The sequence below is a fragment of the Catalinimonas alkaloidigena genome, from assembly GCF_900100765.1.
In the GTDB taxonomy this organism is placed as follows: domain Bacteria; phylum Bacteroidota; class Bacteroidia; order Cytophagales; family Flexibacteraceae; genus Mooreia; species Mooreia alkaloidigena.
On sequence record NZ_FNFO01000008.1, the window covers coordinates 302,120 to 324,793 of the forward strand.

Consider the following 22,674-nt stretch of genomic DNA (forward strand, 5'->3'; position numbering starts at 1 on the left):
AATAACGCTGTAAAGCGCTTAGTTACGCTTGAACGGCACAAATTCTCTCCTGAAGATTTCATCCACATAGAACTCTAAAAAAATGGCCTTGTCTTTTTTCAAGACAAGGCCGTTGGCACTAAGCGCGAGCCGCGCTGTGATCGTTCTGCAATTGCTAATACGCTCTGGCAAAAAGGACCTGCCGCTGCGACGGCTTGCCCGAATAGATGCAGGTACCGGGAGTTTCGTCGCCTTCCAGCGGAATGCACCGGATGGTGGCTTTGGTCTCGTCTTTGATTTTCTCTTCTGTTTCTGAAGTTCCGTCCCAGTGCGCCAGCACAAAACCGCCTTTGGAGTCGAGCACCTCTTTGAACTCTTCGTACGAACTCACCGGGGTGGTGTGTTCCTGCCGGTAGCGCAACGCGCGGTCGTAAATGCTCTGCTGAATTTCGTCCAGCAACCGGGGCACCAACTCGGCGATGCCGTCGGCCGACACGGTTTCTTTCGTGCCTGTATCGCGCCGGGCCAGTTCGACCGTCCCGTTTTCCAGATCGCGCGGTCCCATCGCAATGCGCAGCGGCACACCCTTCAGTTCCCAGTCGGCAAATTTCCAGCCGGGTGTCTGGGTATCGCGGTCATCGAACCGCACCGAAACGCCCTGGGCTTTCAGCGCCTTCTGAATCTGTTCTGCCCGTTCGCGCAATTGATCGAGTTGCTCGGGTTTCTTGAAAATCGGCACGATTACCACCTGGATCGGGGCCAGCTTGGGAGGCAACACCAGGCCGTTGTCATCGGAGTGTGCCATGATGAGCGCGCCCATCAGGCGTGTGCTTACGCCCCACGACGTGCCCCACACGTAATCGAGGCCGCCTTCTTTCGACGCAAACTTTACGTCGAACGCCTTGGCAAAATTCTGCCCCAGGAAGTGTGACGTGCCACTTTGCAGGGCCTTGCCGTCCTGCATCAGTGCTTCGATGCAATAGGTATCGACCGCGCCGGCGAAGCGTTCGTTCTCCGTCTTTACGCCCTTCACGACCGGCAGTGCCATGTATTCTTCGGCGAACGTGGCGTACACGTCTAGCATCTGCATGGTTTCGGCGACTGCCTCGGCACGGGTGGCGTGCGCCGTGTGTCCTTCCTGCCACAGGAATTCAGCCGTACGCAGGAACAAGCGCGTGCGCATCTCCCACCGCACGACGTTGGCCCACTGGTTGAGGAGAATCGGCAGGTCGCGGTACGATTGAATCCAGTTGCGGTAGGTGCTCCAAATGACGGTTTCGGACGTCGGGCGAACGATCAACTCTTCTTCCAGTTTGGCGTCGGGGTCTACAACCACACCCGAGCCATCGTCCGCGTTTTTCAGGCGGTAGTGCGTCACAACGGCACATTCTTTCGCAAACCCCTCTACGTGGTCGGCCTCGCGGCTGAGGTAAGATTTTGGAATAAACAGCGGGAAATATGCGTTGGTATGGCCCGTCTCTTTGAACATGCCGTCAAGCCCGGCCTGCATTTTTTCCCAGATCGAATAACCGTATGGCTTGATGACCATGCACCCCCGCACCGGCGAGTTTTCAGCAAGGTCTGCACGTTTCACCAACTCGTTGTACCAGAGCGAATAATCTTCGTCTCTTTTGGGTAACCCTTTGCCCATAATCTAAGTTTAACAATATATAAATTCAGGAATGTTTGAATACTTCTGGTATAAAATTTGTTCTATTTATACAGAAGCAGAAAAGGTGCCGGCAAAGATACCGTGAATTCAAAATAATGTTGCCGAGACCTTCGTAATATTGTAAATTGTGACGCTTACCGATAAAAACCGTACCACTATGAAACTTTTCAACCTGCGGGGACTGGCCGTGCTGATGATTCCGCTCCTGGCCGCCTGTACCGCTCAACGTACAGCCTCTACGGGCAGCGAATCTGATGCCCTTTACTTTACCTCTGCCGATCGCCTGTCGGTGCAGCAGAAGGCCACGCCACGCCGGAGCGAAGCGACCAACGAAGTCGCGCCAAGCACTGGCGATGGTTATTACGATTCTGAATACAGTCAAAACTATACGCCGAGCGAAACGGCACCTGCCCAAGTGGCCGATGCGGAGGCGCCGGTAGATTATTATGACGAAAATTACCGTTCGTCTACCACAAGCGGTGGGTATGCCTCCCCTTCGTGGCAAACCTACACCTCGCCCACGTGGGTGAACAACGGCTGGAACTTCTACAACGGGTATTACGATCCGTTCTTCTACAGCCCTTATGTGATGCGCAACAGCTTCAGCCCCTGGATGCGCCCTGGCCTGACGGTAAGCTTCGGGTATGGCGTAGGATGGGGTTCGTCGATGTGGGCTAATCCTTATTACGCTTACGGGTACGATCCATTCTGGGGTCCTGGGTACGGATATGGGGCCGGTTATTATTCACCGTTCGCCTACGGCTACAGCAGCTTCTACAACCCCTGGGGCTATGGGTATTACAACCCTTGGTACGGTAACGCTTATGCCTACGGAGGCGGTTATTACGGTGGCTCGCTCATCGACAACGTGCGTGAAAAGAACAACGTCGTATACGGTGCCCGTGCCAGCCGTGGCAACGCTGTGGCCGTGAGCAGTGTTGGTGGTCGTTCTACCCGCAGCATCACGCGGGGTAGCAGCACCGGCGGAGAGCGCACCGTCGCTACCCCAAGCAATGGCCGTGGTACCGCTCAACCCGCTACCGTTCGTACAGTTGGACGTGATGTCATCGAGCGGGCCGATGTGCGCCCGGCACGTGGCGAACGCATTACGCGTTCCAGTACCAGTGCCCCGCTTCAGGTCGGCGACCGCGTGACGCGTAGCAGCAGCAATGCTTCGTATAACCGCAGCGCCGCACCAGTCAACATGCAGCGCGACGCTGCTCAGCGGAGTGCTACCCAACAGCGTTATTATTCGACGCCTAACTACAGCACGCCAAGCCGCAGCGCCAGCCCGTCACGTAGCATCCAAAGCACCCGCCCGACGCGAAGCAATTCGTACGCACAACCCAATTCGGTCCAGCGCAGCACGTATTCGGCACCAAGCCGGAGCTACTCCACTCCGAGCCGGAGCTACGATAGCTATTCGAGCCCGAGCCGCAGCAGCGACAGCTACTCACGTCCCAGCTACTCGGCACCGAGTCGCAGCAGTAGCCCATCGTTCTCGGCACCGAGCCGAAGCGTCTCGCCAGCGCCTTCGCGCGGCAGCCGTGGGAACTAGCAAAAAGCGGTAAGATCCTCCTACTTTTTTCAGATGCCATCGTACTAAACAGTACGATGGCATTATTTTTTCTTGTCAACTAGCAAGCAACTTTGTCAGATTATGAATTTACGTCGTTCCATATTCGTACTGGGCTTGTCAGGACTCTCAACCCTGGCCTTTGCCCAGACCGGTCCGGAAGGGGCCATTTCCATCTACCATACCGATGCCTTACGCTACTCGTATACCGGCCCTGGCGGTACCTCTCGTACCCTGGGCATGGGCGGTGCTCAGACCGCACTTGGGGCCGACATCAGCAGCCTTTCCATCAACCCGGCCGGACTCGGTGTGTTCCGCCAGTCGGAGTTCAGCATCACGCCGGCCTTTTCGCTCACCAACATCAATTCCCGCTACGCCGCTGGCGAGAACAGGCAATTGTTCGACGCTAACGTGACGGACGATAACTTCAGCAACCTGAACTTTCCCAGCATGGGCGTGGTGTTTACCAACATCAAAGACGACATCGTCCCCGGCGCCTGGCGGGGTGGTTCGTGGGGAATGAGCCTGACGCGCCTCAACAGCTTCAACCAGAACTTCAGCTTTAGCGGCGTTAACCGAAATAGTGCTCCTGGTCAAGCCAACTCCCTGGTAGATTACTATCTGCAGGTTGCTCAAGGGCAACCCGCTGGGCAACTAGAAGGCCTTGGTCCGGATGTTACCTTGCCTTTCAACGTCTTCTTGATTGATACATTAGGAGGTGAGGGCTCTTTTGTTCCTACGGAATACATCGCTGACGCTTCTACGAATCCTTATACACTAGCCGATCTGGTTCCGATTTCTGATATGGACCAGCGGGGTACCATTGAACGGAACGGCGCCCAATACCAATTCGACATCGGATACGGAGGCAATTTTGAAGACAAATTGTACTTTGGATTTGGGGCAGGCATCGGTACCGTTCGTTTCCGGGAGGTTCTGAACTACTCAGAAACGCCTGTGAATGTTTCTTCCGACTTCTCCTTCCAAGGGGTGCAACTCATGCGCGATCTGCAAACCAATGGCACCGGTATCAACTTCAAAGCTGGTCTGATTTATCGACTGACCGATTGGGTACGCCTGGGTGGTTCTGTGCAAAGCCCTACTTTTTTCGCCATGCGCGAACAATCGAATTATACCTTGAGCGCGCAATATGCAGATGTCCTTTACAATTTCGATGCGAATGGACAGGAAGTGTATCTAAGTGATTTTGGCAATGGCGCAGCTAGCTTTCAAGGGAGCGCTCCTACTACCAATTACAATTATAGCATGACCACGCCCTTTCGGGCTACAGGTGGCATTTCGATCTTTGCTGGCAAGAATGGATTTGTTGCCGCTGATGTAGAGTATGTCAATTACACTTCGGCACGGGTGCGGGATAGCAACGGCTCGATGGACATCGATAATATCAAAATCGGTAATATCGCCCAGTCCGCGCTCAATTTTCGGATCGGGGGCGAGTACCGGTATGATATGTTCCGTGTGCGTGCCGGTTATAGCCTTTACGGATCTCCATACAGAGAGAACACGGTGTCAATTAACCAAAGTTCGGTTGGAAAAAGTCCGCTTTCTAATCTCGATGTGCAAGGAAGCACACAGAGCTTTTCAGGGGGATTGGGGCTGCGGCTGGAAGACTTTTACGTCGACCTGGCGGCAATCTACAGCTTGCGCGACAGCCATTACTTCCCCTATCAGGTACGGCAGGGCACTGGCGCTTCCGCAATGAATGATTTGAGCAGTACGACCGTTTCCGTGTCGATCGGCTCATTCTTTTAAGGAGCGTACTTCATGAATTTATAAAAGGCCTTCTCCCTAAGGGAGAGGGCCTTTTTTGTGGAACCGACCCGGAGAACCAGATTATTTCTCGGGAAGGTTTTTTTCCTGAGGTCGTTCACCCTATTTTTGTGCGGCAAATAAAGACACGTAACTTATTTGCCATGAGCGCTAGCGCTGCTAAGATCACGGACTCGCTTACGTACGACGACGTCCTCCTCATCCCTGCTTACTCAGAGATACTTCCCCGCGACGCGGACACCTCTACCCTCCTCACCCGTGCGATCAAACTCAACATCCCGCTGGTTTCGGCCGCGATGGATACCGTCACGGAGTACGAACTCGCCATTGCCATTGCCCAGGAAGGGGGGATTGGGTTCATCCACAAGAACATGACCGCCGCGCGCCAGGCCGAGCAGGTGCGGAAGGTGAAACGTTCGGAAAGCGGCATGATCCTCGATCCGATTACCCTCTCGGAGCATGCCACCCTGGCCGAAGCCGAACGCATCATGCGCGAATTTGGCATCGGCGGCATCCCGATCGTGAACGGCGAAAATAAATTGCGGGGCATCCTGACCAACCGGGATCTGCGTTTTCAGAAAGATCTTTCCATTGCGGTGGAAGAGATCATGACCAAAGAAAACCTCATCACCGCCCCCGAAGGGGTCGACCTCTCCAAAGCCGAAGAAATTCTCCAGGAATTTAAAATCGAGAAGCTGCCGATCGTCGACAAGAATTACAAGCTGATCGGTCTGATCACCTACAAGGACATCCTGAAGAAGAAGTTCCGTCCCAATGCCTGCAAAGACGAGTTTGGTCGGCTGCGGGTAGGAGCCGCGGTGGGCGTCACACCCGACCTATTGGACCGCATCAAGACGCTGAAAACGGCCGGAGTGGACGTTATTACCATCGATACGGCACACGGGCATTCGCGCGGGGTGATTCAGGCGCTCAAAGAGGCCAAAGCTCACTTCTCCGATCTACAGGTGATTGTCGGCAATGTCGCCACCGCCGAGGGTGCGAAAGCGCTGGCCGATGCCGGTGCCGATGCGGTGAAGGTGGGCGTGGGCCCGGGTAGCATTTGCACCACCCGGATCATTGCCGGGGTAGGCATGCCGCAACTGTCGGCCGTGATGGAAGCGGCTGCGGCCTTGCAGGGCAGCGGTATTCCGATCATCGCCGATGGCGGGATTCGGTTCTCGGGCGATCTGGTCAAAGCCATTGCCGGGGGGGCGAGCAGCGTGATGATCGGTTCGTTACTAGCCGGTACCGAGGAAGCGCCCGGCGAAGTGATCATCTACGAAGGTCGTCGCTTTAAAACCTACCGGGGCATGGGCTCGCTGGAAGCCATGGAAGATGGCTCGAAAGACCGCTACTTCCAGGATGCAGAAGACGACATCAAGAAACTGGTTCCCGAAGGCATTGTGGGACGCGTACCCTACAAAGGTCGTGTGGCCGAGGTGCTCTACCAACTGGTGGGTGGGTTACGCGCCGGCATGGGCTATTGCGGTGCTCCTGACATCAAAGCCATGCAACAGGCACGGTTCACCAAAATTACCGCCGCCGGGGTACGCGAAAGCCACCCGCACGATGTTACGATTACACGCGAAGCACCTAACTACAGCCCCCGCTGATCATAGGGCTAGCTAGAAAAGAAAAAGCCGATCTACTGCGAGTAGATCGGCTTTTTCTTTTGATTAGAGGTCCGGTTACAACAAACGTCGGATGATATCGTCGACGGAAATATCTTCGGCTTCGGCTTTGAAGTTCCGCACGATGCGGTGACGCAACACGGGCACAGCCACGGCCTTCACATCTTCGATATCGGGCGAATACTTTCCGTTCAACAGGGCGTTGCATTTGGCCCCCAGCACGAGGTACTGCGAAGCCCGCGGGCCCGCTCCCCATTCCAGGTACTGTCCCGCTTCGCTGGAAGCCAGTTCGGTACCCGGCCGCGTTTTGTGTACCAACCGCACGGCGTATTCCACTACGTTGTCGGCGATGGGCACCCGCCGTATCAGCTCCTGAAACTGCCGAATGTCCGCTCCGGAAAGGACGTGTTTCAGATCTTGTTTTTTGACCGTAGTGGTGTTCTTGACCACGGCCACTTCCGATTGAAACGAAGGGTAATCCAACAAAATGTTGAACATAAAACGGTCCAGCTGCGCCTCGGGCAAAGGATACGTTCCTTCTTGTTCGATGGGGTTCTGCGTCGCCAGCACAAAGAACGGACGCTCCAAGGCGTGTCGCTCGCCGGCCACCGTCACGGCATATTCCTGCATCGATTCCAACAGGGCAGCCTGCGTTTTAGGCGGAGTACGGTTGATCTCGTCCGCCAGCACAATGTTGGAAAACACCGGTCCCGGAATGAAGCGCAGGTTGCGGTTATTGTCCAGTGTTTCCGACCCGATGATGTCGGAAGGCATCAGGTCCGGCGTAAACTGGATGCGGTTGAACTTCAGTTCCAGCACCGACGAAATGGTCTGGATCAGCAGCGTTTTGGCCAACCCGGGTACCCCGACCAGCAGGCAATGCCCCTGGCAAAAAATGGCGGTAAGTACTAACCTGACGACTTCGTCTTGTCCGATGATGACGCGGCCGATTTCCTGTTTCAGTTGATCATACGACGCTTTAAAGGCATCTGCTGCCTCGACGTCGCTCTGGAATGTCTGCATTAAAATGTCTCTTTGTTAAGAAGGTCGCACGAATCGTACATGGGATCGATGCTAATGTACACCTCAGACCGAGTCGACTCAAACCAGTCGCTCAAAAGTCGCTGTTTCTTTTCGGCCAGCGCCGCATTGTAGATCTTCTGGTAGTCTTCCTTCAGATTGGCCTGGTGCGGAGCGGTTCGTGCCTTGTAGTACAAAATGCGCAGGGCATCTTTTCCGTCTTCGGTACGGAATTTCAGGGGCGGAGAGATGTTGCCCACTTTCATGGTATCGATCACAAAAAATACGACAGGATCGATGCTTTCGACGGGCATGCGCGAAATGTTGGTAGAAGGATCAACAAAAAAACCGCCGCTCGTCTTGGTCATTTCGTCGTCCGAATACTCTTTTGCGGCCTTCTCGAACGAAATGCTATCGGCCAGAATCACCGAACGCAGGCTATCGAGGTAGTCTTTGGCGTCGTTGAGGTCCAACGTCGACGATTCCGGTTTGATCAGGATGTGCCGCGCGCGGTACTGCGTACCTTTGCGTTCTTCCAGCCGAATGAGGTGAAAACCAAAGGGAGATTCGATTACCGGCGACATCTCACCGGGTTTCAGTTGCAGCGCAGCGCCTTCGAACTCAGGCACCATGGCCCCGCGTCCCCACCAACCCAGATCGCCCCCTTTTTTGGCCGACCCCGGATCTTCAGAATACGTTTTAGACAGCTCGGCGAAATCCTCACCATTGACGATGCGCTTCCGCAGGTCCTGCAGTTTCTCTTTGGCCTTCTGCTTCTGTTCTTTGCTTACCTCCGGATATTTTACGATCTGCCCGACTTCTACTTCGGTCGAAAAGTAAGGCAGGCTATCGCGGGGAATCGAATTGAAAAATTTACGCACTTCGGCAGGCGTCACCTTGACATCGGCCGTGATGGTCTCCTGCATCTTTTGTACGATCATCTGTTCGCGCACCTGTTTGCGCAGTTCGCCTTTCAGTTGGTCGATCGTCTTGCCGTACAGTTCTTCGAGCTTTTCCTGCGAACCGATCTGGTTGATGAAGTACTGCATGCGGCGGGTCATCTGGTCTTCCACCATCGCATCTTCGACCATCACCGAGTCGATCTCTGCCTTTGCCAGCATCATCTTGCTCACCAGCAGGTTTTCCAGCACCTCGCACTTCAGGTTACCGTTGTCTTTTTCGCCGTTCGAGAGCATTTGCACGTAGGTCATTTCCACATCGGAGCGCAGCACAATGTAGTTATCGACCTTCGCGACGATCTTGTCTACGTTCGTTTTCTGCTGTGCCCGCGCCGGACTGACCAGCCCGATCGCCACCGCAAAGGCCAGCAGAAGCATACCCCACGCACGATGCACAGGAAAAGAGATTTTTTTCATAGAAGTACGATTGAACTTTATCATGACGCCCGCTGGCCTGCAATAGTTCATCAAGCAGCTGTTTTACGTAGGAGTAACGGCGCAGCGGAAGGGGTATTTTACCCGCGCTGCCCTCGCCACCGATTTATTCTCCCTGAGAAGTCGATTTGGGGCGAATGAGCTTCTGCACCTCCTCTTCATTCACCGTCACTGGGTAAGTGGCGCGCAGTTGTTCCACCCATTGCTGTTCCAGGTAATTCTGGTAATCGGAGATGGCCTGTCCCCGGGCTTCGCTCAGGGTTTTGCCGCGCGGCGCTTCGATTGTCTTGATTTTCACCAGGTAAATGCGTCCGTCGCGTGCCACTTCGTAAGTGCCGGGTTTCCACTCGATCTGGTCGAGCACCGGCTGATCACCTTTCTGGAACTTGCCTTCAATCACGTCCAGGTTCAGCGACTGTTCCACGTTCAACAGGCGTTCCAGCTCCTCGTTCGAAGAGCTGTAGGCCAGAAACGACACCCGACGGTTGTGCGGCAGTTTAGCAGCCCCTACCGGCGGGCGGCGACCAAAGTCTTTGGCAATCAGTCGTTTTTCCTCAATGCCCTGTTCGGCGAAATAGTTGCGTACGGCCAGTGCTCGTGCTTTAGACACGCTACTTTTTTCACTAGCGTCTACGTGCCCGATTACGTCGATATACAGGGTAGAGTCGCGTTGCGCCCGGCCCAGAAGTTCTGCCAACTGATCTTTCTGCGGTTCTGTGAGTTCACTCTGGCCCGCCTCGAACGTAATGTCCGAAAATTTCTCCTGAATCGGGAAGATTTTGCCGTCCAGCTTCTGCTTCACCTCGCGTAATACGTCCTGATTGGCTGTGTTGTAAATGACCGCCTGCGCTCGTTCGTCCCAGCGGTAATCATCCCGGTGCTGCTCGAAAAAGGAGCGCAAGCCAGCCGTATCTTCAATGGCCTGCGACCAGACTTTTTCGTCCATCAGTTGGAACAACAAAATTCCGTCCCGGTACTCTTTCACCAACATGCGGTAGTCCACATACTTTTCAGCCAGGTGGTCCCTTTCGTAGGCCACCAGGGTTTCGTCGACGTACTGGTCGTAAGCCAGCCGGGCGGCATATTCCGGCGAAGTGTTGGCGGATTTCCGCTGATGTTCCGACAGGTAGTTGTAAAAATCGCGCCGGGTCAGGGTGCTGTCCTTCACGGTAAAGAGCACGTCGGTCAGGTGGGTGGCGTTCGGATCGTACTTCCACGTACCGGTCAAAAACGTTGAATCTACCCCCGCAAGCGCCGCGTCTACGTTCGAGGCCTTCTCGGCAAATTCGTTTTCGCTTTTCAGGCGCTTGATGAGCGCACTGCGGTTCAGTTCCGAGCGCGAGTCTTTGTTGACTTTGGCACGCAAGTCGTTCTCCAGTTCGCTGAATGGCGCCAGCCCTTCTTTCTCTATGAGTTTGATGATGTGCCAGCCGTAAGGCGTCTGCGTAGGCTCCGACAAGTCGCCTGGATTTTTGAGAGCAAAGGCTGCCTCTTCGAACGAAGGGATCATGTTGCCGGTCCCGAAGATCGGCAACACCCCACCCCGGTTCCGCGATGAGTTGTCTTCCGAAAACTGCGCCACCAGCGCATCCCACGGCTCCCCATCGGCCAGACGCTTGGCCAGTTCGTCGATCTTGCGCTTGGCCTGCAACGAATCGGCTTCGGACATGCCCGTGTTGGCGCGGACCATCAGGTGGGCTACTTTGACCCGGCCGCGCGACGGACGGCGATCGTGAACTTTGATGATGTGGTAACCGAACCGCGTACGCACCGGCTCCGAAACGCCACCTACGGGGGTACGGAACGCCGCATCTTCGAAGGGATATACCATTTGCAGGGCTGTAAAATAGCCTAGGTTTCCGTCGTTACGCGTCACCGAAGGGTCCTGCGAATAATGCCGGGCCAGGGTGGCAAAGTCGCGCCCGCCCAAGGCCTGCTGCCGAATGCTCACCGCTTTATTGTAAGCGGCCAGCGTATCGCGCGGATCGGCCTCGGGAGCGACTTCAATCAGAATGTGCGACGCATTCACCTCCTGTTTCAGGCGCTCGTACGCTTCGCTCACCAGCTGCTCCGTAACGCTCTTTTCAGTCAGGTACGGTTGCGCCAGCTGCTGTTTGTAGCCGTCCAGTTCCGTCTCAAAGGCTTCGGTCGTGTCCAGCCCCATGCGTTCCGCATCGTACACCTTCAGCTTAAAGTTGGTGTAAAGCGTCAGGTAATCGCGGAGACTTTCTTCCGTATAGATGTCGGGACTGTTGGCGTTATTTTTTTCGTAGACGTAGCGAAATTCGCTGGTAGGTACCTGTTGCTCTCCAAACTGAATAATAACAGGCTCTGGCTGAGTTTTCTGGCTGTCAGTTGTTTTACAACCCACCACTACGGCTGTCCCACACAGCAACGTAATCAGCGTGTTTCTCATAGAGGCTTTTCAAGAAGATATAGTACTGCAAGTTTACTTAATTTATCGGTACCCTTAAATGTACAACAAGCCCCTTTGGTCTTGGAATAACCAAAGGGGCTTGTTTCAAAGCATTGCTTTGCTAAAGTCTTATATACCTGATAGTTGCGAGTATAAATTCAGCTTTTTGTAAAGAAGACAAACGTTGCAGTCTTCGCTCTGAACGTATTCGATCTTGTCCATAATGCGGCGCACTAACGACAGACCCAGCCCGCCTTTGCGGCGCAGCCGTTTCACTTCGGTCAACGAAGACTCGATGTAACTACTCGGATCGAACGAATGTCCGTTGTCTTTCAATTCAAAAATGACGCCGTCTTCGAGGGGCTGCACACCCACATGGATAAACTTGCTTTCGTCGCGCTCGTTGGCATGGATGATCAAATTCGCACACATTTCGTCGATCGCCACGACCATCAGGTTCTGCTCCAGTTCGTTAATGGCGAGCGTTTGCAGATTATCCTGGATAAAAGATCGGATCTCCTTTAAATTTTCAAGACGACATTCTATTTTAAGATGTCGATGCATTTGCCATATTCTTTGCTTCTTCTTTGGTTGGCGTGATGTGAATGAGTTCATCCAGACCTAAAATCTCAAATACGCCTTTCACTTTGTCGCTCACCTCAAACAACACCAAATTGATGTTGCTTTCTTCAAACTCTTTCAGGTACGACATAAAAACGCCTAATCCCGCGGAAGAAATGTAATTCAATTCACTACAATCCACCAAGATGTTTTTCGCCCCATCGGCAACAACGCGCTCAATGGTTTGATCCAGGGAGATAGAAGAACTCGCATCCAACTCTCCTCTTACTTTAATGATGCAGAAGTTTTCTTCTGTATTAACAAACAATTCCATCTATCGCAAATTAACGTGTATTAAACCATAAGGTTGTGGTGACAGCCCTGAATATAGGGAGAGTGCGCGGAAGAATCCAACACTTTACACCCTAACGATCACAATTCTATGTAAAAAAATAAAAGAAAAATTAATAAAAGCTAGCACGCGTCAATGCGAAGAAAGCGCTAAAGCCCTGGTCATAAAAGAGTGCTACGCAAGCCGGTAGGAAAGGTTACGCGAGGCGCTTTATTTATTCTTAGTTGCTGATATACAACACGTTACTGGAAACTACCGCTGCGTATTGCCGCAAAGGCGAAACGGCCGGCGGGGCCGTGACACGTCCTTCGAAGTCGAATTGTGAACCGCAACAGGTATCGATCATAAATTGCCCGGACGGATCGACCATCACCTGCGAACACGTGTCGGTCGGCTGCCAGGTACACTGCCGCTCGAACGCCCGGAATTTGCCGTTGCTGACCCGGTAGATGATCAGTCCCTTCAGCCCACCGCGATCCAACTCCACATAGCCGCCGTCCAGTTGCAACCGCACGTAGCGTGGGTCAGTCAACACAATCTGTTCGTTGACAATGGCCGTTGGCAGCGGATCGATGATGTAATTGTCGTTCTGGCAGGCCCCTGCCAGAACGCCTAGCCCCACCAGCCAACCCGCCCAGCGGTGCTTTCTGCTTCCGTATTTCATGGTCGTCCGTTTTCTCTTTTCAACCCGGCACCGGCCGGATTAACCCAACGACGTGAACTGTTGTAAGAACCGCACGTCGTTTTCAGAGAATAAACGTATATCGCTGATTCGATATTTGATCATGGTGATCCGTTCGATGCCCATGCCAAAGGCGAAGCCGGTGTAGCGTTCCGGATCAATGCCGCAATTAGACAACACATTGGGGTCGACCATGCCCGCACCGCCGATTTCGATCCAGCCGGTGCCTTTGCAAATATTTTCGGAGCCGCCACAAATCTGGCAGGTACCGGGCTGACGCAGCCCACACGAAATGTCGATTTCCGCGCTGGGTTCGGTAAAAGGGAAGAACGACGGCCGGAAGCGCACCTGCGTCTGCGGTCCAAACATTTCGCGGGCGAAGTAATAAAGGGTTTGTTTCAAATCGGCCATGCTGACGTTCTCTGCGATGTACAACCCTTCGACCTGGTGGAAATAGCAGTGCGCACGGGCCGAGATGGCTTCGTTGCGGAACACCCGCCCGGGCATGATCATCCGGATCGGCGGCTTGTGGCGTTCCATCATCCGTACTTGTACCGACGAAGTATGTGTGCGCAGCGCAATGTCGTTGTCCTGACCAGGATTTCGTTCGATGAAGAACGTATCCTGCATGTCGCGCGCCGGGTGATCGGGCGGAAAGTTCAATGCCGAGAAGTTGTGCCAGTCGTCCTCGATTTCGGGACCTTCGGCCACGCTGAAACCGATGCGGGCAAACACCTCAACGATCCGGTCCCGCACCAGCGAAAGCGGATGGCGTGCGCCCAGCTCTTTGGGCACTACCGGCAGCGTCAGGTCCAACGGGGGCGGCACGTCCGACGTCTGGCCCTGTTCCATCGTCGCTTTTCCTTCGTCAAAACGCTGCTGGGCCAGTTGCTTCAGTTCGTTCAGCTCCTGCCCTACCGCCCGGCGGTCTTCGGCCGGAACATCGCGGAGGCCGGCGAACAGGTCGGCGACTTTCCCTTTACGGCCCACGTAGCCGATCCGAAATTCTTCCAGTTGAGCCGGAGTTTCAATGGAGGCAGAGACGATTTCCTGCCGAACCGCTTCGATTTTTTCCTTCATCATACGCAAAGATAGAAGACCTCCCGCACTGATGACCCGGCCGGAAGTCGATTTTTGTTTAGGCGCGCCTGTTCGTGTCGTGCGGAAAAGCGGGCCGAGGAATGACGAACCGAACGTATTTCTTACATTCAACTGCGTGCCGCCCCGTGCGTACCGCTGGAGAAACCTTGCGGCGCTGCCTACCTTTGATTTCTGTATGAAACCGCACGCTATGTTTCGTAAGGGATTGATTCTCGCCGGATTACTCTGCGTTCTGGCAGGTACCGCTCAGGCGATGGTACCGGGCGATTCGCTTGCTCCTGCCACGACGCGCACCATTGTGCCCGCCAATACCAAAGCCAGTTTGCTCAATGTGAAAGTGGTACCGGGCTTTTTCTGGAACACCGCTGGCCTGGAACTGGAAGCGACCCTGAGCGGCTCGTTCTCGGCAGGCGTCGTCGGTCATTTTAAATGGGGACCCGGCGACGGACAACGCGACAATTACCGATTGGTGGACCAGGACTACAACCACGCCGGTTACCTGATCGACGGCTTTGTGCGGTATTTTCCTTTGCAACCGGCTCCGTCCGGATGGTACGTGCAAGCGACCGCCTCGTACGGCACCCTGCTGTACGCCGATGCCTCCGTGCGGCCTTATACGCTGTGGATGCTGCGCGATTTGCCCAAACAAGCCGATCCGCTTGCGCCGGTAGCCGCTTCCCAACCGTATGCGTTTGGAGTAGCTTCGGGCTACCAGTTTCTGATCAGCCGTGGGCACCTCATCGCCAATCTGCTGGGCGGGGCACAATTGCAGTTCGACGAGGCACAGAAACCGTATGTTTCCCTCTATTTTATGCCATCCGTAGGGTTTTATTTCTGATAATCACCGACTTCGCTCCGATCTCCATGCGTACGTTCTGCCTCTGTCTTTTGCTTTGCCTGGGCCTTTCGGCCTGTCAGCACGAATCGATCGACCCAAACCGGTTGCTCGGCAGCTGGAACGGCGGGGGCGTGGTTTATACCTTCGAAGCCGACGGCTCGTTCACCGCGACCTACCCCTTTACCGGCTACGCAGAAGATACCATCCTGGCTTCGTCCCTGTGGGGACTCTATACAACCGATGACCGACGCAACAACGTGGAAATGCGCGCTCTGGGCTACGTCGGCAAGAGCGGAGAAGTCATTCAGCAACCGTTAAAACAAGTGACCTGGTCGTACAGCTTTCCCAACGACACCACGCTCCGCTACGAAAGCCGCACCGCCATTGGTTACCTGTACCGTACGCCATAGGGTGAGGGACTACGCCAGCGCCTGCTGGTACAATTGGTAATTTTCTTCATCGAAGCATACGAAGATCACTGTTTCGACCGGGCCGGGATTTTCCCCGAAGGCTTTTACTTCCTGGAGGGCCACTTCTGCCGCTTCTCGTTTCGGATAACCGTAAATGCCCGTACTGATGTTGGGAATCGCTACGGTCCGAGCGCCATGCTCTGCCGCCAGACGCAAGCTGTTGCGGTAAGCCTGGGCCAGTTTCTCCGGCTCGCCCTTGTGCCCGCCGTTCCAGACCGGCCCGACCGTGTGGATAACGTGTTGCGCCGGCAAACGGCCGCCGCCGGTAATGACCGCTTCCCCCACTCCACAACCGCCTTGTCGTGCTCGGATCTTGTCCAGATCGGCCATGATTGCCGGGCCGCCCGCCCGATGAATGGCCCCATCGACACCCCCGCCGCCCCGTAGGCTCGAATTGGCAGCATTCACGATGGCATCGACTTCCATTTTGGTGATATCGCCTTTTTCAACTCGAATGTCCATGATCGTATTCCATGCTAAAAGTATACTGTTGCATACGCGGCGCGAGCCGTGGCGTTGCTCCTTACTCCTCCGAGCCTAAGTACCGGAACAGCACGTCGCGCCAGGCCGACTCACTCACTTTGTCGAGCAACACGCGGTTGACTGGCTCGCGCAGCGGGCTACCGGAAGGCAGGCCGATGCCGTAGTACTGAAGCCCGAACCGCTCGGGCAGGACCTGCAATACGTCATCCCCCCGCTGAGTTACTTCGTAGCGCAGCACCGCATCGTCATAGACAAAAGCATCCAGCCGATCTTCGTGCAGGGCCTGCAATCCGGCCGCGGGCGTGGGCAGTTGCTGGAAACCGATGCGTTCCCGCTCCAGATAAGCCGCCCCCGTCGAGTTGGCCACGGCCCCCACGCGTACGTCGGGCAGGTCGGCGCGCCCCTTGATGCTCCCCTCCAGCTCTTGCAACGTCAGTGCCGACGTCAGCGCGGCCGTAAAGCTGGAAATCACGATCAGGGCGACAAACATCCAGACCAACGCCACGATGCGACCGCCCCACGTCGAAGGTGCCTTGTCGCCGTACCCTACGGTGGTCATCGTCACGGCCGACCACCAGAACCCCGAGCCGATGCCGCGCCAACCCCGCTCGAACTGGTCGGCATTGCGCCGCCGCTCGAAGAGCCACACCAGCGCGCCCACCAGCAGCAACAGCAGAATCAGCACGCCCACCACCTGCCAGAACTGGGGCGAAAACAGCCGCTTCATCACTCCCCAGCCGCTTTTCTGTGTCGTGCGGGTCGCAATGGCCAAACCGGTGGTGTAGTACGGATGGGTAAAATCAAAGCGCGCTTCGCGGTCTTCGGTGATGCTGAGCGCCGCCACCGCCACGTCGATCGAGCTGTCGGCCAGCGCGTCGGTCATCTGGGCCAGGTCCATCTCCTGCCACTCGTAGCGCAGGTTCAGCTCGCGGGCAATGTCTTCCCACAGGGCCACGCTGATGCCACTCCAGGTGCCGTTGGGGTGGTGAATGACGAACGGCGCCACGGGTTTGGTCGCCACCACCAGCGTGCGCGTCGGGAGCTGAAACGTAGAATCGACAAACTGCTGGGCCAGAAGCGGGTGCGCCAGCAGCCCGCAAAAGAGGAGAAGAATCAGTCGAACCATACGGGGAAAGTAACCAATCGACTACACTTCTGCGTAGTGCCTGTTAGCGACTCTCTATTTCTAAGTTGTTAAACATTTCCGCGATAAGGTGATAAAGTTTAAAGAACAGCGACCACCTTTTTCATTTTTTTTTAAGTTTGCGCAATTTGTCCGGTTCCTCGCGTTGAGGTGCACCGGCTTTTTGATGAACTCATCCCACGCCTAACTCACGCATGAAATACCAGTCTCGTCAGGATGCCCTCCTCGTACTTGAAGACGGCACCGCTTTCGTTGGAAAAGCGATCGGAAAAATCGGTACCACCGGCGGTGAACTTTGTTTCAATACCGGCATGACCGGCTATCAGGAAATTTACACCGACCCTTCGTACTACGGTCAGATCATCGTCAACACGACGGCCCACATCGGCAACTACGGGGTATTCGAGCCCGAACAGGAGTCCGGATCGGTCAAGTTCTGCGGGCTCGTCTGCGACGAATTCGCCTCGATCTACTCGCGCAAGCGCGCCGACCACTCCCTGCAACGCTACCTGGAAGAGGCGGGCATCGTCGGCATCAGCGACGTAGACACGCGCAAAATTGTCCGCTACATCCGCAGCAAAGGGGCCATGAACGCGATGATCTCTTCGGAGATTCTGGACAAAGACCAGCTGCTTCACAAACTCCGCACGGAGGTGCCTTCCATGCTGAACCTGGAACTGGCCACGCAGGTCTCGACGTCTACCGTTTACGACATGGGCAACCCCTCGTCCGACATCAAAGTGGCGGTGCTGGACCTGGGCATCAAGAAATCGATTTTGAAAAACCTGGCCAACCGCGGCGTATACTGCAAAGTATTTCCGGCCCAGACGCCCTTCCAGGAAATGAAATTGTGGGAACCGAACGGCTACTTCATCTCGAACGGCCCGGGCGACCCCGGCGTGATGGATTACGCGGTCGATACAGTCCGCGACGCACAGGAGTCGGGCAGCCCGGTGTTCGGCATCTGCCTCGGTCATCAGATCCTGGCCCGCGCCAACGGCCTCAACACGTACAAAATGCACCACGGCCACCGGGGGCTGAACCATCCGGTCAAAAACCTGATTACCGGCCGCTGCGAAGTCACGTCACAAAACCACGGCTTCGGCGTAGCGAAAGACGAACTCGATAAACAGGACCGCGTGGAAATCACGCACCTGAACCTGAACGACCAAACCGTAGAAGGCATTCGCGTGAAAGAACGGGCGGCGTTTTCGGTGCAGTACCACCCCGAATCTTCGCCGGGTCCGCACGACTCGCGCTACCTGTTCGATGAGTTCATCGACAACATGCAGAAATCATAAACGACCTGAACGGGATGGAAAAAGGACGGGGCAACCTGTCCTTTTTCCGCTTTGGGTAACCCCGCCCGTCGGTCGCCTAACCTCTCGTTACACCTCATGCTGCCCCTCCTGTTCCCATGGTAAAAAGCGATGCGTTGAGCCGTATCGGCCGGAAAATCAAAGAGGTAAGAAAAGACAAACGCCTCAGCCTGAAAGAAGTCGCCGAAGCCAGCAAGGTGACGGCAGGCCTGCTGTCGAAAATCGAAAACTTCCGGACCATTCCTTCCCTCCCGGTGTTGCACAGCATTGCCAATGCGCTCGACGTCAGCATGGCCGAACTGGTAGAGCCGGTGCACCAGGACCCCATGCCGCCGTATCTGCTGATCCGGCAGGGCGAAGGCGAAACCGAAGACCGGGAAGATTCCGAGGGGCTGTCGTACGAGTCGCTCATTTCGACCGATTTCACGAACATGAACGTCCGCGTGAACATCGTGTCCATCCAGCCGGGCGTGTTCCGTCCGCCACTTGCCACCGACGCGATGGAGCTGATTCATGTGCTGGCCGGAAAAGTGCGGTACGGCGTAGGCGACAAAACAGTCGACCTGCAAGAAGGCGACACGCTCTTTTTCAACGGCCGCATTGCCCACTCGGTCGAAAATCCATTCCCGACTCCCGGTCGGCTGTTCAAAGTCTATTTTCTGGAGAATTAATTCGCTGCCCTAGGGCGCACCTTCCCGCATCCGCTCAAAGTAATGGAAGCGATTGCTGGTGTCGTGTGGCATGGGCACAAACCCCACTTTTTGCAGCAGCCGCTGCGAGGGTTCGTTGTCGCGCTCGGTAAAAGCCACCACGGCCGCCACGTCGAAGTGCTGAAAAATGTACGCCACCAACTGGTGGATGGCCTCTTGCGTATAGCCCTGCCGCCGAAACGCCATGCCGGTGGTGAACCCGATGGTAGCCGTATTGCGCTGTCCTTCGCCCGTCTCGCGACTGAGTCCGTAGAGGTTGATCATCCCCACCACCGCACCTTCCGCCTGCCGTAACCGGTACACCCAGTCATACCCCGCGCGCTTCAGGGAGTAGCGGATCGAAAACAAATGTTGTTGCACGTACTGCTCCCACAGCTCTTCTTGCTTGTAATCTTCGATGATGAAAGGATTAGGATCGTCCGTAAACAACTGAAACACCTCCTGGGCATTCGCCTCGTCGAGGGGTTCGTATTGCAGGCGCGCCGAGGGCATCAGGGGAGGAAATTGGAAATACAAGTGAGAGGTAGGGTGGGCAGACCGGGGGGGTGTTTTCATGAAGCAGGCTGTACGCGTTTGACAGAGACAAATCGTTCTTTATAATGGCGGACTAACGAATCGTACTTGACTTCCGGCGTGGTGCGGTTCGACGACGCATGGATAAAGCGCAGCGGCTCCTCCCCCGTTGCAGCCACCACAATGCCTACGTGTCCTACCACACTGCTGTTGGGGTCGGTTCCCCGAAAAAAGATCAGATCGCCGGGCCGGGCCTCTTCCGGTGTCACTTCCCTGCCCTCCCGGGCCATCAAACGCGACGAACGCGGCAGGTCATACCCGTAGTGCTCAAACACATGGTAAACAAAGCCGGAGCAGTCGAAGCCTTTGGACGGATTGGTGCTGGCATAACAGTAAGGTGTTCCCAGCAGCGTCTGTGCATACACCACCAGTTCGGGCACCGGTGGGGCGTCCTGCGCGGACGGCACGTCTGCGATCGGCACCAAGGGCACGTCCGCAGCGGAGCGTTCCATCGCGAGCGAATCGGAAGCGGGCGCGGTCAGTAGCGCGTCGTGGTGCGCTTCGTGAAAGAGCCATCCACCACTCACCATCACACCCAGCCACATCAGGGGCCAAAACCACTTTTTCATAGCGCTGTTTCTGCCTGGTTCTAGAGCTTTGAACGAGCAAAGACGCTTCGTGGTTCGGTAGGCTATGGGCGGGCGCTCCGTCGGTACAGTCTGTGGAGCACCTTTTTACGACCGTCGATCCGGGGCGTTTTCAGCCCCAACAGCTCCGCGACAAAAGGATAGACGTGGACATTCTCGAAGGCGGGGACGATCACGCCCGGCTGTACCTGCGGCCCCCAGGCGTAGAAAATGCCCGATACGGCCTGCACCGTCTGCGGATCGAAGCCGTGCGTTCCCCAGTGGGTTCCCCATTCGACTTTCTTGCCAAACTCTTCCTGCCCTACGCCCACGACGTAATATCCGGAGTCGGCCACCAGCAGCACATCGCCCGCACGAGGGTTCTGAAAGTGCCAGCGCTTCGGAAAGTCGGACTGCCGGTAGACCCGAAAATGGGTTTCCTGCGTCTTAAGGCGTTGGTAGAGCGCATCGCGGCGGGCCGGGTCGTCGGTGTAGAACGACACCTGGGTGCCGTTGTTAACCGTTACGACGGTGGTGTCGCTCACGTCGACCAACTCGGGCAAAAACAGATACGTCTCAGGTTTGGTCTCCATCTCCAGCATGCCATGATCAGAAGTCAGAATGACGTTGATCGGCAGGTCCGTTTGGTGCACCATTTTCATCAGTTGTTCCACCAGGGTATCAGCCTCGCGCACGGCCGCCCGCACCTCGTCGGAGTTCGGACCGTAGGCATGGCCGGCGTCGTCGACCAGCGAAAAATAGAGCGTGATGAAGTGGGGCCGTTCGGCCTCGGGCAGTTGCAGCCAGCGTTGTACGGTGTCGATGCGGCTGGCGTTGGGGATGCTGGCGTCGTACATCAGGTAACGGTCCGGAAACTCCCCCAGGATGGGCGCTTCGGAACCTACCCAGAAAAAGGAGGCCGTCGGAACGCCCTGTTGCTGCGCCAGTTGCCAGAGGGGCGTGCCGCCGTAAAACGCCGGATCACAAACCGTCTCGCGGTTGGAAATGCTATAAGTTCGGTGAAGTTCAGGCGCATAAAAGCGATTGGAAACCAGGCCGTGGTGGCCGGGATAGAGCCCCGTCACCAGCGTATAATGGTTCGGAAACGTTTTGCTGGGAAAGGAAGGGATGAGGCGTTCGGCCTGCGCTCCCGCCCGAATAAATTCTTTAAAATGGGGCAGGTCGTACTTCTCAACGTAATCGTGGCGAAAACCGTCGAACGAGACCATGATCACGTAGGGCCGTTCGGGCGTACGGCCCAACACCCCCTGCACCATCAGGAGCACGAAGCATCCGAAAAAAAGGTATTTTCCCATAACGAAGCGTAACACCATCACAAAGCAGAGGGAAAAGTACCACGCAAACCCAACGGACGCAACTTACCCGACGAAGTTTATCGTTGCACCACCGATACCGCCTCGCGATCGGGGTCATCGGCAAAGCCTTCGAAGGCGCTTGTGACCGGCTTTCCGATCCAGGCGTACGGTGTGGTCAGTCCGAACGCAAACGCAACCGTAGCGGCGTTGTCGGTCGTGTTGACTACGTGGGCTATTTCGTGATGGGGTTTGATGCCCTTCCCCGCCAGGATGAACGGTATTTCCATTTCGGCCAGCGTTTCGCCACCGTGCGACTTACCCAGCCCGCCGTGGTCGGCCGTCACCAGCACCAGCAGATCGTCTTGCAGGCCTGCCGCCTGCGCCGCCCGCACCATCCGACCGATGAGCGAATCGGCCCGTTCGACCGCACGGTAATACTCGGGCGTACCGTGCCCGATCTCGTGACCCCAGTGATCGACATGGTCCAGGTGTACGAACAGAAACTGCGGCCTCTTCTCTTTCAGATACGCCTCTGCCAGTTGGGTGGTCGCCTCTTCCGTGTCGCCGTGCTGGTCGTAGTTCACCGCACGTTTCTCAAACAACCGCCCGAAACCCTCCCAGTGGTAGATCGCCCCGATTTCTGCCTCCGGTCGCTGCGCCCGCAACTGCCCGAAGATGGTCGGGAAAATTGCCTCCGAGCCGGGCGTGCTGGCCGGCAGGGTGTGTCGGTCGCGTTCCCATTCGTTCGACGTGATGCCGTGCTGTTCCGGCCCGGCCGCCATGATCATCGACGCCCAGTTCGAACTGCTACTCGACGGCAATACGGCCCGCGCGTGCAACGTGAACGAACCATGCGCCATCAGCGAATCGAGGACGGGGGTGGTGGCCTGTCGGACGCCGTCGGGGCTCATGCCGTCAACACCGATCACCAGCACGTGGCCCACGCGCGCGGCCGAGGCGTTGTCGGTCGCAACGAACGGGTCGGAAGATTGATCTGCCGGTGGCCGAGGCGATTGGCAAGCGAACATAAGAAGCGCAACGGATGGCGCCAGAGCGGCAAATGAAAAGAATCGCATGGGG

The 22,674-nt window shown here is 56.0% G+C and carries 21 protein-coding genes; 7 read left to right on the forward strand and 14 right to left on the reverse strand.

The window, feature by feature from the left end:
• Nucleotides 1–154: 154 nt before the first annotated feature.
• Nucleotides 155–1,630 (reverse strand): proline--tRNA ligase, encoded by a 1,476-nt coding sequence (proS, locus tag BLR44_RS19740; protein WP_089685296.1) that lies wholly within the window; start codon nt 1,628–1,630, stop codon nt 155–157.
• A gap of 178 nt (nt 1,631–1,808) precedes the next feature.
• Between proS and BLR44_RS19745 the strand changes: the two genes are divergently transcribed.
• From BLR44_RS19745 to guaB, 3 genes are all read left to right on the forward strand, one after another.
• Nucleotides 1,809–3,209: a hypothetical protein gene (locus tag BLR44_RS19745; RefSeq protein ID WP_089685298.1), complete on the forward strand. Its 1,401-nt coding sequence runs from the start codon at nt 1,809–1,811 to the stop codon at nt 3,207–3,209.
• 102 nt (nt 3,210–3,311) lie between these two features.
• Complete coding sequence (locus BLR44_RS19750) at nt 3,312–5,000, forward strand: OmpP1/FadL family transporter (protein ID WP_089685300.1); 1,689 nt, start codon at nt 3,312–3,314, stop codon at nt 4,998–5,000.
• 161 nt (nt 5,001–5,161) lie between these two features.
• Nucleotides 5,162–6,631 (forward strand): IMP dehydrogenase, encoded by a 1,470-nt coding sequence (gene guaB / locus BLR44_RS19755; RefSeq protein WP_089685302.1) that lies wholly within the window; start codon nt 5,162–5,164, stop codon nt 6,629–6,631.
• A 75-nt stretch (nt 6,632–6,706) separates the two neighbouring features.
• On the opposite strand, the gene BLR44_RS19760 is transcribed toward guaB, so the two are convergent.
• The 7 genes from BLR44_RS19760 to pheS all read right to left on the reverse strand — a co-directional run bounded on the left by BLR44_RS19760 (nt 6,707) and on the right by pheS (nt 14,157).
• Complete coding sequence (locus BLR44_RS19760) at nt 6,707–7,672, reverse strand: AAA family ATPase (RefSeq protein WP_089685304.1); 966 nt, start codon at nt 7,670–7,672, stop codon at nt 6,707–6,709.
• The gene (locus tag BLR44_RS19765; RefSeq protein WP_143017386.1) at nt 7,672–9,045 is read right to left on the reverse strand and encodes a peptidylprolyl isomerase; all 1,374 of its coding nucleotides are present in this window, start codon (nt 9,043–9,045) and stop codon (nt 7,672–7,674) included. The genes BLR44_RS19760 and BLR44_RS19765 overlap by 1 nt, the downstream gene beginning before the upstream one ends.
• 124 nt (nt 9,046–9,169) lie before the next feature.
• Complete coding sequence (locus tag BLR44_RS19770; RefSeq protein WP_089685308.1) at nt 9,170–11,479, reverse strand: peptidylprolyl isomerase; 2,310 nt, start codon at nt 11,477–11,479, stop codon at nt 9,170–9,172.
• A 129-nt stretch (nt 11,480–11,608) separates the two neighbouring features.
• On the reverse strand, nt 11,609–12,043 hold the full coding sequence (locus BLR44_RS19775) for an ATP-binding protein (RefSeq protein ID WP_176956130.1): 435 nt from the start codon (nt 12,041–12,043) through the stop codon (nt 11,609–11,611).
• Nucleotides 12,027–12,374 carry an STAS domain-containing protein gene (locus BLR44_RS19780; RefSeq protein WP_089685312.1) on the reverse strand — a complete coding sequence of 116 codons (348 nt, stop codon included), beginning with the start codon at nt 12,372–12,374 and terminating at the stop codon, nt 12,027–12,029. Before BLR44_RS19780 ends, BLR44_RS19775 begins: the two co-directional genes overlap by 17 nt.
• Before the next feature lie 238 nt (nt 12,375–12,612).
• Nucleotides 12,613–13,056 carry a Rieske (2Fe-2S) protein gene (locus tag BLR44_RS19785; RefSeq protein WP_089685314.1) on the reverse strand — a complete coding sequence of 148 codons (444 nt, stop codon included), beginning with the start codon at nt 13,054–13,056 and terminating at the stop codon, nt 12,613–12,615.
• Between the two features lie 39 nt (nt 13,057–13,095).
• Nucleotides 13,096–14,157 (reverse strand): phenylalanine--tRNA ligase subunit alpha, encoded by a 1,062-nt coding sequence (gene pheS, locus BLR44_RS19790; RefSeq protein WP_176956131.1) that lies wholly within the window; start codon nt 14,155–14,157, stop codon nt 13,096–13,098.
• Between the two features lie 193 nt (nt 14,158–14,350).
• Here pheS and BLR44_RS19795 point away from each other — a divergent pair, with 193 nt between their 5' ends.
• The gene (locus BLR44_RS19795; protein WP_143017387.1) at nt 14,351–15,013 is read left to right on the forward strand and encodes a hypothetical protein; all 663 of its coding nucleotides are present in this window, start codon (nt 14,351–14,353) and stop codon (nt 15,011–15,013) included.
• Nucleotides 15,014–15,039: 26 nt separating this feature from the next.
• The gene (locus tag BLR44_RS19800; protein ID WP_089685319.1) at nt 15,040–15,423 is read left to right on the forward strand and encodes a hypothetical protein; all 384 of its coding nucleotides are present in this window, start codon (nt 15,040–15,042) and stop codon (nt 15,421–15,423) included.
• A 9-nt stretch (nt 15,424–15,432) separates the two neighbouring features.
• Here BLR44_RS19800 and BLR44_RS19805 read toward each other — a convergent pair whose 3' ends face one another.
• On the reverse strand, nt 15,433–15,945 hold the full coding sequence (locus BLR44_RS19805) for an O-acetyl-ADP-ribose deacetylase (protein ID WP_089685321.1): 513 nt from the start codon (nt 15,943–15,945) through the stop codon (nt 15,433–15,435).
• A 61-nt stretch (nt 15,946–16,006) separates the two neighbouring features.
• Nucleotides 16,007–17,092, reverse strand: a complete 1,086-nt coding sequence (locus BLR44_RS19810; RefSeq protein ID WP_089685323.1) for a transporter substrate-binding domain-containing protein — start codon at nt 17,090–17,092, stop codon at nt 16,007–16,009.
• A gap of 212 nt (nt 17,093–17,304) precedes the next feature.
• On the opposite strand from BLR44_RS19810, the gene carA reads away from it, so the two are divergent.
• Nucleotides 17,305–18,411 carry a glutamine-hydrolyzing carbamoyl-phosphate synthase small subunit gene (gene carA / locus BLR44_RS19815; RefSeq protein ID WP_089685325.1) on the forward strand — a complete coding sequence of 369 codons (1,107 nt, stop codon included), beginning with the start codon at nt 17,305–17,307 and terminating at the stop codon, nt 18,409–18,411.
• Between the two features lie 116 nt (nt 18,412–18,527).
• On the forward strand, nt 18,528–19,100 hold the full coding sequence (locus tag BLR44_RS19820; protein ID WP_089685328.1) for a helix-turn-helix domain-containing protein: 573 nt from the start codon (nt 18,528–18,530) through the stop codon (nt 19,098–19,100).
• Between the two features lie 9 nt (nt 19,101–19,109).
• On the opposite strand, the gene BLR44_RS19825 is transcribed toward BLR44_RS19820, so the two are convergent.
• From BLR44_RS19825 to BLR44_RS19840, 4 genes are all read right to left on the reverse strand, one after another.
• Nucleotides 19,110–19,694 carry a GNAT family N-acetyltransferase gene (locus BLR44_RS19825; protein WP_089685330.1) on the reverse strand — a complete coding sequence of 195 codons (585 nt, stop codon included), beginning with the start codon at nt 19,692–19,694 and terminating at the stop codon, nt 19,110–19,112.
• Nucleotides 19,691–20,281: a C40 family peptidase gene (locus tag BLR44_RS19830; protein ID WP_089685331.1), complete on the reverse strand. Its 591-nt coding sequence runs from the start codon at nt 20,279–20,281 to the stop codon at nt 19,691–19,693. Before BLR44_RS19830 ends, BLR44_RS19825 begins: the two co-directional genes overlap by 4 nt.
• Nucleotides 20,282–20,343: 62 nt before the next feature.
• Nucleotides 20,344–21,594, reverse strand: coding sequence for an alkaline phosphatase family protein (locus BLR44_RS19835; RefSeq protein WP_176956132.1), 1,251 nt, complete (start codon nt 21,592–21,594; stop codon nt 20,344–20,346).
• A gap of 77 nt (nt 21,595–21,671) precedes the next feature.
• Nucleotides 21,672–22,670 carry an alkaline phosphatase family protein gene (locus BLR44_RS19840; RefSeq protein WP_218127127.1) on the reverse strand — a complete coding sequence of 333 codons (999 nt, stop codon included), beginning with the start codon at nt 22,668–22,670 and terminating at the stop codon, nt 21,672–21,674.
• Nucleotides 22,671–22,674: the final 4 nt, after the last annotated feature.